This is a genomic window from Gudongella sp. DL1XJH-153 (assembly GCF_049310905.1).
GTDB lineage: Bacteria > Bacillota > Clostridia > Tissierellales > Tissierellaceae > Gudongella.
In genome coordinates, this window is sequence record NZ_JBMEMN010000046.1 from 2,943 (window position 1) to 17,411 (window position 14,469).

Annotated in this window: 15 protein-coding genes; 13 read left to right on the forward strand and 2 right to left on the reverse strand. The window is 36.8% G+C overall.

All coding sequences use genetic code 11. The features are described from left to right. Positions 1–1,493, reverse strand: a 1,493-nt coding sequence (locus ACOEN1_RS12465; protein WP_422487233.1) for a hypothetical protein, incomplete at its 3' end; no start/stop codon positions are given. A gap of 564 nt (positions 1,494–2,057) precedes the next feature. Between ACOEN1_RS12465 and ACOEN1_RS12470 the strand changes: the two genes are divergently transcribed. The 10 genes from ACOEN1_RS12470 (at position 2,058) to ACOEN1_RS12515 (ending at position 10,733) form a co-directional block, all read left to right on the forward strand. Beyond that, positions 2,058–2,981, forward strand: coding sequence for a DMT family transporter (locus ACOEN1_RS12470; RefSeq protein WP_422487234.1), 924 nt, complete (start codon positions 2,058–2,060; stop codon positions 2,979–2,981). 119 nt (positions 2,982–3,100) lie between these two features. Then, positions 3,101–3,283: an SHOCT domain-containing protein gene (locus tag ACOEN1_RS12475; protein ID WP_422487235.1), complete on the forward strand. Its 183-nt coding sequence runs from the start codon at positions 3,101–3,103 to the stop codon at positions 3,281–3,283. A 13-nt stretch (positions 3,284–3,296) separates the two neighbouring features. Beyond that, the gene (locus tag ACOEN1_RS12480; RefSeq protein WP_422487236.1) at positions 3,297–3,542 is read left to right on the forward strand and encodes an SHOCT domain-containing protein; all 246 of its coding nucleotides are present in this window, start codon (positions 3,297–3,299) and stop codon (positions 3,540–3,542) included. 5 nt (positions 3,543–3,547) lie between these two features. Next, complete coding sequence (locus ACOEN1_RS12485; RefSeq protein ID WP_422487237.1) at positions 3,548–3,955, forward strand: hypothetical protein; 408 nt, start codon at positions 3,548–3,550, stop codon at positions 3,953–3,955. A 21-nt stretch (positions 3,956–3,976) separates the two neighbouring features. Further along, entirely contained in the window at positions 3,977–4,663 is a 687-nt protein-coding gene (locus ACOEN1_RS12490) for a response regulator transcription factor (RefSeq protein WP_422487238.1), read from the forward strand. After that, positions 4,660–6,048, forward strand: a complete 1,389-nt coding sequence (locus tag ACOEN1_RS12495) for a sensor histidine kinase (protein WP_422487239.1) — start codon at positions 4,660–4,662, stop codon at positions 6,046–6,048. The genes ACOEN1_RS12490 and ACOEN1_RS12495 overlap by 4 nt, the downstream gene beginning before the upstream one ends. After that, positions 6,032–6,157, forward strand: coding sequence for an LDCC motif putative metal-binding protein (locus ACOEN1_RS12500; RefSeq protein ID WP_422487240.1), 126 nt, complete (start codon positions 6,032–6,034; stop codon positions 6,155–6,157). The genes ACOEN1_RS12495 and ACOEN1_RS12500 overlap by 17 nt, the downstream gene beginning before the upstream one ends. 155 nt (positions 6,158–6,312) lie before the next feature. Then, positions 6,313–7,437, forward strand: coding sequence for a GGDEF domain-containing protein (locus ACOEN1_RS12505; protein ID WP_422487241.1), 1,125 nt, complete (start codon positions 6,313–6,315; stop codon positions 7,435–7,437). Between the two features lie 480 nt (positions 7,438–7,917). After that, positions 7,918–9,852: a diguanylate cyclase gene (locus tag ACOEN1_RS12510; RefSeq protein WP_422487242.1), complete on the forward strand. Its 1,935-nt coding sequence runs from the start codon at positions 7,918–7,920 to the stop codon at positions 9,850–9,852. An 89-nt stretch (positions 9,853–9,941) separates the two neighbouring features. After that, positions 9,942–10,733, forward strand: a complete 792-nt coding sequence (locus ACOEN1_RS12515; RefSeq protein ID WP_422487243.1) for a phosphotransferase — start codon at positions 9,942–9,944, stop codon at positions 10,731–10,733. Positions 10,734–10,759: 26 nt separating this feature from the next. Here the strand turns inward: ACOEN1_RS12515 and ACOEN1_RS12520 are convergent, their stop codons facing one another. Next, positions 10,760–11,350 carry a LysE family transporter gene (locus ACOEN1_RS12520; protein WP_422487244.1) on the reverse strand — a complete coding sequence of 197 codons (591 nt, stop codon included), beginning with the start codon at positions 11,348–11,350 and terminating at the stop codon, positions 10,760–10,762. A 153-nt stretch (positions 11,351–11,503) separates the two neighbouring features. On the opposite strand from ACOEN1_RS12520, the gene ACOEN1_RS12525 reads away from it, so the two are divergent. The 3 genes from ACOEN1_RS12525 to ACOEN1_RS12535 all read left to right on the forward strand — a co-directional run bounded on the left by ACOEN1_RS12525 (position 11,504) and on the right by ACOEN1_RS12535 (position 14,273). Then, positions 11,504–12,448 (forward strand): D-aminoacyl-tRNA deacylase, encoded by a 945-nt coding sequence (locus tag ACOEN1_RS12525; protein ID WP_422487245.1) that lies wholly within the window; start codon positions 11,504–11,506, stop codon positions 12,446–12,448. 178 nt (positions 12,449–12,626) lie between these two features. After that, entirely contained in the window at positions 12,627–13,085 is a 459-nt protein-coding gene (locus ACOEN1_RS12530) for a hypothetical protein (protein WP_422487246.1), read from the forward strand. Positions 13,086–13,199: 114 nt separating this feature from the next. Further along, a complete protein-coding gene (locus tag ACOEN1_RS12535; protein ID WP_422487247.1) occupies positions 13,200–14,273 on the forward strand; it encodes a hypothetical protein in 1,074 nt (357 codons plus the stop codon). Positions 14,274–14,469 lie beyond the last annotated feature (196 nt).

The following is a 14,469-nucleotide window of genomic DNA, read 5'->3' on the forward strand; positions in this document are numbered from 1 at the left end:
TCGAAAGGTCCAGTGATTGTTCCAGAGATAGAGGTAGGAAGAACAAAGTCTTCGTGTTCAGGATAGCCTGTCCACTCTTTTGTAACCTTCAGATAGCCCTCATCGAATGCGTTGCTTATACCTACACTAACAGCTTGAGCCATTTCACCAGCAGTGACATTGACTACGCCATCAGATGGATCCATGGTTGTAGTCCAACCAGTTGTGCCATCCTCAGTTACAGTATATTCACCAGGAGGCAATGGTCCGAAAGTTTTCTCCCAACCGTCGCCGGAAGTAATAGTGAACTCTTCATAGAAATCGAAAGGTCCAGTGATTGTTCCAGAGATAGAGGTAGGAAGAACAAAGTCTTCGTGTTCAGGATAGCCTGTCCACTCCTTGGTAACCTTCAGATAGCCTCTATCGAAAGTATTATCAATTTCAATATTCGAAGTAGTATCAGCTATAACCTCAACCGTATTGCCTTCTGGATAACTTGTTGTCCAACCTTCTACATCATATTCTGTTACAGTATAGTCTCCAGGCATTAAACCTGAAAGTGTAGCAGTCCAATCGTTGCCCATATTTAAGGGAACATCTTGGCTATAACCCATACCGTTGGATACATTTACAATAACTTCTGGAAGTACATATCCCATTGGATATCCTGAGAAGTTCTTTGTTATTGTCAATGCACCTTTTTCAACTACTCTTACACCCCATTCTTCAAAACCAGCATCAGCTTCACTGTGCTCAACATAAAGTACGAGATATGCTGTTTCTGGATCAAGGTCTACATAATCTTCTCTTGAGTTGTATTTTTCAAGTGCATCAAAGAAATAGTCTTCTGGAATTAGAACTCTATAGTCAGCAGCACCACTACCTGAGTTTACCAAGTAGTCCATTATAAGCTGTCTGTCTATAGCCGCATCTGCACCGAAGTCCCAATCAATTTCTCCAATCCAAACAGGTTCTTCGTTATCAATGTTCCAAAGTGTGTCAGGTCCCTCACCTGTAGGGAGATAATCTGTAAGATTTGGATCTCCAGTCAGCCAGAATTGATATTCATCGACTTTCATGATTGATTTTGGCGTGGATTCATTTATATCAATCATAAACTCGAAACCAGAATAAGTTATATCGTCTACTGTAGCGGTTCCATAAGGAATTTCGCTAATTGTTATTGCATGGGTCCATGAACCAGTTTTTGTATCAAACTCAACAGGACCATTTGTGTTATAGCCTTTTTCTACGCCATTACTCTGGATTCTTAGGAATGAGTCAAACACTCCGGTACCAGCTGATCCTTCAGGACGGCTTACTTCCCAGAAAACACCATCAAACTCAGCCCAGTGATAGAAAGTATCGGGATCGTCACCATCTTGGTATGATAAATCATATGTGTTTTCGAGTAGAGCTGCAAAGCTCACCGTGGTGCCTAAGATTAGTACCAACGTCATCAGCATCGCAAAAATTCTGTTATATTTTAACTTTAGAATATTTTGCCAATACATATACATTCTCCTTTCTTAAATTTATTCTAAATATTAACCAAAGGAAACATCTATTTATTTTGCATCACCTAACTCTTATAAACCACCTCCTCATAAAGTAGTCAGCATCTACTCCCAGTCATCCGCATCACCTCCTCAATGAAATAATGCCAATATTGTTGTTTTTACATTACAAATAGAGTATAATAAAACACAACAAAGAGGCCTCAACAGGCTTTTTTGTCCCAGGAATCCGGTCTAGCTGTCCAGGCGCATCGGATTCCTTATCTATTATGTATATTGATGATCATTGATGTAATAAAACACAAAAACCGACCTCTAAGGTCGGTTACGCTATTGGCTCATAAAAGGAAAAGCGTCCATTATAGTTCCCTTTAATCAAGGCCACCAAAAAATTGTATTTCGCTTATAACATACCCATTCAGAATTTTATTATTCTTTAGGTATTATTAATTTATTGTAAAATATGGTTATAATACGTTCAGGGTAGAAATAAATTGATAATTCCTGTACAATGTAATAGGAGTAGACACTAATAAATAGCTGAAATTGGGGGATTTTATAATGACCAAGGAATTGAGATCAAGTCTCTTGCTGCTTTTAACAGCTGCAATTTGGGGTTTGGCTTTTGTGGCACAGAGGATTGGAATGGATTATATAGGTGCCTTCACCTTTAATGCAATCAGGTTTGCACTGGGTAGCCTTTCCCTTATACCTGTTATATATTTTGTTGAAGGGTCTAACAGGCGTAAGGGGATTGTGGAGGAACAAGGTGAGAAAGACAAGAAGAAGATATTCAAGTATGGATTGATTGCTGGAAGCGTTCTTTTCACAGCTGCAGCCCTTCAGCAGGTTGGACTGATATATACAACAGCGGGCAAGGCTGGCTTTATAACAAGCCTTTACATAGTGCTGGTTCCAATACTGGGACTGTTCATCAAGCAGAAGTCCAATGGATTTATCTGGGTTGGAGCAATAGTTGCTGCCATAGGGCTATACTTTCTAAGTATAAACGAGGATTTCACCATCCAGTTTGGAGACCTTTTGCAGCTTATTGGAGCTTTTTTCTGGGCAACCCATATACTTGTGATTGGACACTTTGCCTCAAAGGTCAATACATTGAAGCTTTCATCGGCACAGTTTGCAACCTGCTCGGTATTAAGTCTCATGGTTGCACTTGTATTTGAGGATATCCAGATTGCAAATATAATAAGTGCGGCAGTTCCGATTCTTTACGGAGGATTGATGTCAGTTGGTGTTGCATATACACTACAGGTTGTGGCACAGAGGCATGCAAAGCCTTCCCATGCAGCAATTGCATTAAGTACCGAGGCAGTGTTTGCGGCTCTTGGAGGTGCTGTCCTTTTAGGTGAAATCATGTCATTTAGGGGTTACTTTGGAGCATTTTTAATGTTAGTCGGGATGCTGATTTCACAGGGTGATAATATTATCAGTAGAAACAGAAAAAAAGCAACAATAAATGAGTAAACATAAATAATAACGGTCGAAAGGCCGTTTTTTCATGTGTATTTTTAATAAGTCATATTCTAGTCATATTTATACTCCATAATAAAGATAAAGAAAGAAAAAGAATTGGAGGAATCAATATGATGATTATTGTGGCATTGTTAATTGGAGTCGCTGTATATTTTTTAGTAACAGGAGATAATCCAGTCAAACAAAGAGAAAGTAGCAAAATGAATCCTGAAGAAAAGCTAAAGGAAAGATTTGTTCAGGGAGATATAGACGAAGAGGAATATTTGAGAATGAAGGAAGTATTAAGAAAATAAGGAGGGGTATATGATGATGTTTAACAGGGGATTTTACAGATTTGGACTTCAAAATTGTTGCGGCTTCTTTGGAGGTTGGGATTTATTTATAGGCATAGGCCTTATTATTGGAGTCCTTGCACTGATTCTATGGATGAGATCTAGAAACAACAGAAATGAAGGAGACTCATATTTGGAACTGCTGAAGGAAAAGTTTGTAAGAGGAGAAATAACAGAGGAAGAGTATTTAAGCAAAAAAAATATATTAGAAAGGAAGTAGATGTAATGATGAAAAAAACAATAATAATTCTATTGGTACTGGCAGTAGCCTTTACTGCAGGAGGTATTTTTATGAAATACAATGCATACGCGATGGGATTTGGAGGATATTACAACCAGGATCAAAATGAAGAATTTTACAACCAGGATCAGAATGAAGAGTTTTACAACAACAGAATGCCGGGCAGAGGTGGCATGGACTGGAATAGTGAAAGATACGATGACAGTAGAGTTCCAGATGAAAGAGAAGAAGATTTGAATGTATGGCCAAACAGAGGGTATCAATATCCTAATCATCCAATGTGGGGATATGACGAATTTAGAAACAATCCAAATTTTGAAGGTTTTGAGGATAATCAAGAATATTTCAGAGGATGTCGCGGTAATTTCTACAGGGATGGAATTTGGGAGTAATTAAAGTTAGAGGGTGAAAAGATGGATTTCAGTATACTTCTTGTGGAGGACCAGGAGGATATCAGTTCCATAGTTGCGAAATACCTGAGCAAGAACAGCTACAAATACGATATTGCAAAGGATGGTTTTGAAGCCTTGGAGCTTTTTTCCCAAGGCTCCTACCATCTTGCTGTTCTTGATATTATGCTGCCTGGAATCGATGGGTTCCAGATACTTCAGGAGATAAGAAAAACCACTGACATTCCAGTTATAATGCTTACAGCCAGGGAGCAGGAATCAGACAGGATAAAGGGATTCGATTTTGGAGCCGATGATTATGTGATAAAGCCATTTAGCCCAAAGGAGCTTATGAAACGTATAGAGGTTCTTCTAAAAAGGGTTTATAATGAGTCCAATGAGTTGGTTCTTGCGGTGGGAAGATTGAAGCTTTACACAAGTAGCATGAAACTTTTAAAGGATGATTCTCAAATTGAAATCACATCAGCAGAATATAAACTTCTGCACACCTTTATGAAAAATAAAAACCAGATACTCACACGTGAGCAGTTGATAGAGAAGTCATTTGGTCATGATTATGAAGGTTATGACAGAACAATAGACACCCATATTAAGAGGTTAAGAAGGAAGGTTGAAGATGATCCTAAAAATCCGGAGTATATAGTTACAAAGTATGGTGTCGGCTATGTATTCGGAGGTGAGAAGGCATGACAATCAGAAAGCTTCTATTGATTGTAATGGTATTTGTGGTAGTCCTTTCAGTTGGGATAAATGCACTTATACTAACTTCCCTCACAGATCAGTACTTTGTGGACTATCTTGATGAAAGTTATGAGGATCATACTGAACAGATTATTGAATATACAAAGGCTGCCCTTGATAGAGATGACATATCCTTTACGCAGATGAGTAGGGAGCTGAAATCTCACCTGATCGAGCCAATTATCAGAATCAGACTTCTCGACATGGATGGAAGACCATTGCTTGATGTCATGTCCGATACACCAGTTATGGGCGGACATATGATGAATAGCAGGATGTATGACAGATTTACCAATAATTCCGCAGAGGAGTTCATGTATGAAGTAGTATCTGATGGAAGAATAGTTGGAAATCTTGAAATAACAAGGTATGGTAATACGGAAAATACTGCCGTTGCCCTTCTGTTCAAGTCAGCATTGGTCAGGAACAGCATTCTTTCTGTATTGATAGCGCTTGTCATTGCAATTGTTGCAGGTGTTGTCATAAGTGGAAGAATGGCAGGGGAGCTTAAAAAGACATCTGCCCAGGCGACTGCAATCCAGGAAGGGAACAATGTGCCAGTTGAGAAGTCATTTATTCATGAAATAACCAGCATAAGGGAGAGCCTGGATGATCTTAGCATTCGTCTGAAGCTTCGCCAAAAGAGCAGAAAGGAACTGACTGACCAGTTGATACATCAGACAAGGACACCTCTGACAATACTGAAAACTCATCTGGAGGCAATTGATGATGGAATGGTTGAAGTGGATCAAGAGGAAATCAACATACTTGAAGACCAGATTCAGAACATTACTGCGATAGTATCAAATATGAGTGAATTGATTGACGCTGAAACAAAGACAAGTGAAATAAATTATGAAGAGGTTGAGATAAATCAGTTGATCAAGAAAATTATGGCCGGACTGAAACCTCAGTTCTCAAAAAAAGGTATACAACTCGTTCTTGGGTCAACAGACAAGATAACCATAACCACGGACAGGTATTTGCTAAGTCAGGCAATATACAATATCATGACAAATGCATACAAGTATACAGATAAAGGTGGAAAAGTCGTAATAGATTATAGCTTGGATAAGAATAAGCTTAAAATTAAAATAAATGATACAGGAATTGGCATATTAGAAAAAGACAAGGACAAGATTTTCAATGCATACTATAGTGTTGAAACAGACTCAGCAAAATCTGGAGAAGGAATCGGACTTTATGTTGTTTCCGAGAATCTGAAGCATCTTGGGGGAAATATTAAAGTTGAATCTGAACAAGGTAATGGTAGCACTTTCTTAATTGAATTGCCTTTAAATGAAAGGGAGAGATTGGATGAAAACACTGATTAAAAAGCTTAATGAATTTATTGAAAGACTGGCAAAAGCCAACGAAAGCGAGTTTGGGAACAAGAAACTGGATTGTTGTTCACTCAATAAAGAACAAGGTAATAAAGGTTAGGCAACTTTAAATTTCATATATTGATTTATTAACCAGGTGAAGTGTGACAAATCACCTGGTTAAATTTATGAATATCAGATAATTTTGAATTGTATATTATCTCCTAATCATATATAATGAAAATATGCCATAAAACGGTCTGGGGTGGGTTGAAAATGGCGATATTCGTTAAGCTTTTGATAGTTCTTCAAATGCTGATTGTAAATCAACATATTACAATAAAGTGTTCAATACTGAAAAATAGTTTTAATAAGACCTATCTTTACTTGGCTGCTTTTACAGCCTTGTTTTTGTCATTTTTGTATTATGTATTACCAAACCTACATGAAGATACTGCCTTTATGGGAGATGGAATCTATCTCCTACTGGCAGTTGTATATTTAATTCCAATTGTTCTATTAACTGACCAGCCAAAGACCCATACCATTACAATCATGTCTGTTGCATGGGTTTATACCATGTTTGTCTATATAATTTCCCATAGAATTGCACAATACATTTATCCTGAGTTTCTACAACTGTATTCTTTGGGAATACAGTCAATACTGTATATTTTGACTTATAGGTCATACTATAAAATGATTAACAATAAGTTTATATTTTCTATCTGGAATGTCGGTAAAGAGACTCTATACATCATTATGGGACTGGCAATTTCATCTTTGTCTCTTTTATTTATTCTCAATTATTCATATATCCATGGTGCAACTATTATAAATCAGATTATTGCACCAGTTTTGTTGATGATAATTCTAATACTTGGATTAAACCTGGCTTATTCATTTGTCAAGGCTAGTAAATCTGTTCAAGACATTGAAAAAAGAGTCAGAAAAGATTCACTTACAAGATTAGGCAATCGTGAGGCAATGCTTGAGGATGCCAATACCAGAATATCCAAGGGAGAGCATTTTTGTTTGCTTTTCATGGATCTGGATGAGTTCAAGATTGTAAATGATACATACGGCCACAAGGTAGGGGATGATTACCTTGTTTCATTTTCCAATACAGTTAGGAAGCATCTTGGAGCCGATGATAGATTTTATAGAATTTCTGGAGATGAGTTTGTTCTGTTGTGGTCAAAGAAATCATGTGATGAGCTTGTTGAGAAGCTGGAAGAATTTGAGTTTTTGAATAACCCTATGGGTATTGAGTTCAGAGGATTGAGCACGGGATATGCTTATTATCCTGAAGAAGAAAAGGATATTGTATCCTTGCTTGCAATGGCTGATGAGAGGATGTATCAGATTAAGAAAAGGAAGCATAAAAATCTAGTCAACTGATAGTGGAATGATAACATAAGCTGTGGTATAATATTTAAATAAAATACGACATATTGCCCTGAAATTAGAGGTTCAGGGCATTTAGATGCCAATATGAAATTTAAGGTGATAAATTGAAAAACAATATAAAATCCATAACAGTTAAAAAAAGAGTTGTAGCACTTCCATTTCTGCTAATTCTTTTTGTTTATATTCTTGTAACAATATCTTCGGTTAATAGAAAAATTGAGAAGTGTCCATAGCTCTTGATTATATTAATAAGGATTCATCAGAAAATTATATATTCTTTAGCAGAGATATGGTCGATGAAGTAAACCGAGGGAGTATTATTGAAAATGAGATACGTGATATGCAGAGATACCTTTTCTGTAAACCTGTTTTGCCTGAAATGGCTTTGAAATTATTGATCAGTGCAAACAAGGACATATAATTTTGAACGGCGGTAATGAAATGAGAAGAAAAAGATCCTTTTTACTCTTAATGATTGTAATATTACTGATGTCAACCCAGGCTGTCCATGCCAGTGAAACTCCTGAGTTTTATGATCTTGTGGACAGTCATGGTTCCATGATGATTTTTATTGACCCCAGCAATGGTAGAATCGTCTATGCCAACAAGGCAGCTGTTGATTTCTATGGTTATTCAGAGAATCAATTGGAGAAAATGGATGTTTATGATTTAAGAACCAGAACAAATTATGATGAAGTACCAAAATGGAACGAACTGAATACAGGAAATAGAAACACATATACAGTTGAACATAAGATTGCCGATGGAAGTAGAAGGACTTTGAGGGTTAAATCTTACCCTTATGAGTATCGTGGTAAAACGGTTTTGTTCTCGATACTGGAGGATATTACAAATGAAATAATTCTGGAAGAAAACAATAAACAAAAAACCAATATAATTATTGCTGGGGCTTTGGTAAGTATTTCTGTGTTGTTGTATGTAGCTGAAGCTAGAAGAAAAATAAATGAAGATTTCGCAGATATCAATGTTCAGTTGAATAACAACAAGAACAAGCTACAATTGATTCTTGACTCTACGGTTGAAGGGATTTACGGAATGGATACTGAAGGTATATGTACATTCTGCAACAAAGGGAGTTTAGAAATCTTAGGATACGAGAATCAGGATGAGCTTCTTGGCAAGAATATACATCTTCAAATACATCATTCCCATAGTGATGCTGAAACCATGCCTATTGAAGAATGTAAGATTCTCAAATCAATAAATGAGGGTACAATAGCCTATGTAGATGATGAGGTTTTCTGGAGAAAGGATGGAACGTGTTTTGAAGTGGAATACAACTCCCACCCTCAGTTTGAGAATGGAGAAATTGTTGGTGGAGTTGTTACATTCACCGACATAACTGAAAGCAAGAAAATTGAGAAAGAAATTCAATATCTCAGTTATCATGACCCGGTCACAGGGCTTTACAATCAAACGTTTTTCAATGAGGAGCTAAATAGACTTGATGTGGAAAGAAATCTTCCTTTATCAGTAATTATTGGAGATATCAATGGTCTAAAACTAACCAATGACATCCTTGGTCATGAAGCAGGAGATGATTTAATCAGATCAGTTGCTGAAGCCATGAATGAGGTATGTAGAGCTGATGATATAATCGCAAGGACTGGTGGAGATGAGTTTACAGTTCTTTTGCCAGGGACAACACCTGAGGATGCAGAAAGAATATCAAAAAGGATAAAGTCGAGCCTTTCAAGTAAAAATATAAGTATTTTCAAGGGTAGCATATCCACAGGTTGCGCTACAAAAACAAGGGTTGAGCAAAGTATGCATGATGTTCTTAAGCTTGCTGACAAAAAAATGTATTTAGAAAAAACTCTTAACAATACTACAGTATCAAAAAATCAACTGAAAGATTTAATGAAAACACTACATGAAAGAAGCTCCAGGGAGGAGCGCCACGCAGAAGAGACAGTTAGGATCAGTGAGTTAATCGGCCAGTCTTTGAATTTACGGCCAGAAGTTTTGAAGAAGCTTAAGGATGCAGCATACTACCATGATATCGGCAAAATAATACTATCCGAAGACTCTCTTGGAAAGAAGTCCTTTTTACAAGAAGAGGAACACATGGATATGGAACAGCATCCAATTGCCGGGTACAGAATTTTAAACCTTTTCAACGAAACTGTAAATATTGCTGAAATTGTGTTTGCACATCATGAAAGATGGGATGGAGATGGGTATCCTAAAGGTCTTAAGAGTATTGAGATTCCAGTTCTTTCTAGAATAATTGCAGTAGCAGAAACATACGATTCGCTGACAAAAGACGAAAATGGTATGATGCTTACTAAGGAGCAAGCTATAAGCTACATTGAAAATGAATCGGGAAAAAAATTCGACCCAATGGTAGTAAATGCTTTTATTAGTATTGCTAACAAGATTTGACTAATGAGAGAGCTGTGTGCTCTCTTTTTCTTTGCGTAAAAATGTATATATGATAGAAAACAGGGTATCTCTAACTAAGGAGGTGTGTGATGCTTGAGAAATGTATTGCAAGAGCAAGAAATGCCGAAATATATTCTTGGGAGAATGATCAGGTACTGAAACTTTTTTATGACTTTATCCCAGTTGAGGCCATAGACGGTGAATACACAAAAACTTTAACCATTAGCAGAATGACTGAGATGTGCCCTTCAATATATGACAGGATTACACTTGAAGAAGGTGAAGGGATAACATTTGAAAACATCAAGGGTAAATCCTTAACCTACAATCTCTTGAACAATCCTCTGCGCCTAAAGGAATTCTCGACAATAATGGCTGAAAGTCATAAAAGAATACATAAGATCATTGCAAATGAACTACCTGAGATAAATGCTGCAATTAGTTTTAAAATAAAGGACTCAAAAATACTGAATATGAATCAGAAATCAAAATTAGTGGAAATATTGGATTCAATGCCTAAAATGGATAGACTATGTCATATGAATTTCCATCCTGACAGTATCTTTATCACAGATCAAGGAACGAAGGTAATTGATTGGATGAATGCAGGCAAAGGTAATCCTTTGGTTGATGTTGCAAAAACCCTGGTACTTTTGAGGTTTTCCTCTTTGCCTTTTCAGAATGTATTATTCAGAGGAGTTGCAAAATTGAGCAAAGAAATTCTAATCAGGGATTATCTCAATGAATACTTTAAGGGGCATGAGTACCCCAATGAAGAATTGGATAAATGGATACTCATTGTGGCTGCTTCAAGAACAAATGAAAAGCTACCTGAATCAGAGTTAAATAAACTAGATGTTTTTATTCAGGAGGAGCTTTAGAGGACACACAAACATGACTTAGCAGACTATAGAAATAGCGAAATAGCTGTGTAAAGCAAAAGCAATGCCATGATAGAATTTACTAGCTTATGATGTTCGGTCATAAACAGTTGGAAAACGGAACCGAATATACCCCAACTAACAGTTGAAATAAATCCCAAAGCAGCCATAATAAGCGCAAATAGGAGTAGGAAAACTGGGGATGAGTAGTATGGTACTATAAACGTAGAAGCAGTTGTTACTCCGTATATAATTCCCTTTGGATTTACAAACTGAAGAAGAAAGCCCTTGGTAAATGTAGTGGTTCTGTTTACTCTTTCATGATTAGCATCAGTGGGTGGCTTGCTTCTAAAGGTTTTCCATGCAAGCCAGGTTATGTAACCTGCACCTATGAAAGTCATATAGGGCTTAATCATGGGAATGATATTGAACAAGGTACGACTGAATAGATTGCTTAGAGCAAGAACTAGAAAAAATCCTGCAAAAACTCCGTAGTTGAAATGGATGCTATTTTTCAAACCGTATCTGCTTGAATTGGACATTGACATAATATTGTTGGGACCTGGTGTGAAAGTGGTTATAAAAACATATGATAAAAATGCTGGTAGATTTGGCACGCTTATCACTCCTTGTATTGGTTTAAAGAACTGAAGCAATACAATATTTTAACTCAAATATTGATGACTGTCAATCATCAGGGAATTTCAAGAGTGGAGAAGAAAATCGATATTGCCGAATATTTACATAAAAAAATAAAAGGAAGTGAGTTAATGAGCAACAAAAAAGCAGTTTACTATCTGGCGACAAAGGAGAACGTTGATCATGTTGCAGCTCCAGTTTATGGAGAAATCGTAAAAAGTTTTAAGCTTGAGGAACTTGATATTCTGGTGGATGACAAACCTGTTATGAGGAATGTGGATGCTGATGGAAATATTTTTGATTTTGTTCAGACAGATAAAGTGGTATGCCACGATTACAGAAGGTATTTGCCCATTATGAAGGAAAAATTTTCAGATTACGATGTAGCCGGGCTGATTACATGGCATGAAGGCGACAATGCTCCTGATGGGATCTTATCAGTACATACTACAGGGGATGTTGAAACTGGTAACTTCGGAATTGCAAAACCTTTGTTTATGCACAATTTACTGGTTGCACTAGAAAAAAACAGAATTGAGGAAAAATTGGAAGATTTCTTTGTGACAACTGAAGCAACACATTGGTCAGGTATTGTCTATGGAGACAGCAGTCCTGAGATGATTAGTGAATATGAAGTACCCATAATGGATATAGAAATTGGAAGTAGCGAGGCAAGTTGGAATAATCAAAATGCCGCTAAAGCTTTGGCAAAATCTCTTCTTGAGATATTCAATAATGATGGAAGGACACTCAGAAATATCCTATGTGCAGGTGGCACTCATTTTGAAAGGGGATTTTCAGCTGAATTATTTACAAGTTGGGAAAACAATTCTTTTGGTGTTTCACATATAATACCTAATCAATGGTTAGTTTCAGGAGAATTCGAAAATGAGTCTGGGTTAAAAAAACTATTGGATTGTGTTGAGTCGATTGAAGGTGGAATAGAGGGAATTGCCATGCATGATGGCCTTAAGGGAGCATATAAACAACAATTGAGAAATCTGGGAGAAAAACTTGGCGTTCCTGTTTTTAAACATCAGTTTTTACGAAAGCCAGAAAAGATAGAGTGGAAGTAAATATAATTGGTGTATCATGAAATTCAATTAGCAAGCTTTGATTTGACAAGCATATATCAATATCTGACAACAAATTAACTTTTACAATCATCCATTATATTGATAGAAGTGAATATAATTTGGGTATATACTCTCCAAGACATGAACCCCACCTAGTTTAAATGAGGAGAGTGATGTGATGAGCATATATAAGGAAATCAGAACAGACCTATGGGAGCTGGCTAACAACCTTGACAGACACACCAGAAAGAAACTGGAGCTGCAGGTTTACTCTAATATAGTGAATAGAATGGAGCATCTTTGCAACGATTATAATGAATGCAGTGTCTTCCTTGAAGACATGTCATCAACAATCAAGGAGCTGAAGGAAAACGACGGTGAATTGAAACGTCAAGATATTCGTGCCTTGAAGAAAGTAAAAAGTGACGTGGAATCTTATCTTGAAGAAGAACATGATCTTGTTAGAAAAGGCAAGTATATGTTCAGATATATGACTGTAGGAATAGTAGTGGGATCAATAGTGGGATATTTCTTTATGGGCTATATCTCTGTAGGTGCTTTATTGGGAGCGATAGTAGGCATTGGTTACGGTACAAAACTTGACAGGGATGCAAAAGACGAAGGCTACCAGATTTAAAGTGCAAAATTTTGCCGGATTAGATTCCGGTTTTTCTTTTTTTTTGACATCTGAATGGGTTATTCTGGTATAATTGTATTAGCATATGGAGATTTCATAAAGGGGTGCTATCTAATGAGAAAAATTATGAACTTTAGATTGTTTAGTTTACTTATTGTTTTTTCAATTATAATGCTGTCTGGGCCAAGTGATATATATTCTCAAGGGGATATCTATGATGTGTTTGGATATGAGGAAGATGTAGCTGATTTTACCATATCAAATGTTGTAGATACATTTGATGCGTCTTTGATTGACAAAGCATTTGATGCAGGACTTGTTGCAGAAGCGCCTGTAGAAATTGTTCTTGAAAATGAAGGAGGATCAAGTTTCGCTGCGTACAGACTAGAAAAAACAGATAGTGGCATATACGGCTACAATCCAGATGAACCATTAGCTATTGCAGGTGAGGTTTCAACTATGATACCAATTGAAGGGGCAGAAAAGAATATATTTGGTCAGTATAGCCCGGATGATTTAGAAGAAGTTACTCTGGATTTAAATGAGCTTGGAAACTATGAATATCAGGAATTGACTTATCTTCCTGGAGGGAAAATTATCCTTGAAGAATCAGGTGATTATTATATTCTATTCAGAATTAAAGCTACAATGGGTGCCACAGAAGCCTTTGTAAAGGTTGTGAATACTGAAGAAGAGTTTGAAGAAAATCAAAACCATGAAGAGGAACCCCCTATACCTGTGGAAGCAATACCATCTAATGCAAGGATTCTTGTTGATGGAGATGAAATAGCTTTTGATGCATATAATATAAATGGAAACAATTACTTCAAGCTAAGAGATTTAGCGTATATATTAAGTGAATCACAGAAGCGATTTGATGTTACCTGGAAGGCGGAGGAAAGAATTATTGGAATTATTTCAGACACTTCATACACACCAATAGGTGGAGAAATGCAAGTTGAGAAAACAGATCAAACGACAGGCGTTTTAAATGTAGATCCGATACAAATGGATGGAGAAGAGATAAAACTGCTTGCATACAACATTGGAGGCAACAATTATTTTAAGCTGAGAGACATTGCAAATCAGTTGGACTTTGGAGTTAGCTGGGAGGCTGATTCTAAAACAGTAATAATCAATACTGATAACTCATATATTGAAGATATACCTCAAAAGCAGGCCTTGTAAGGCCTGCTCAGACTGTTGACAAAGTAGGATGAAAACTTAGGTTTTCATCCTATTTTTTTGCTTAGAAACCCCTGAAAATAGCTATTTATGATATAATATAGGTATAATAATATTCGGGTGGTGTGCGCCAGTTCGGTGACAGATATTTAGCTGGTGGGAATCCAGCCTGGTAAGACCTAGCAAGTCGCCAGTACCG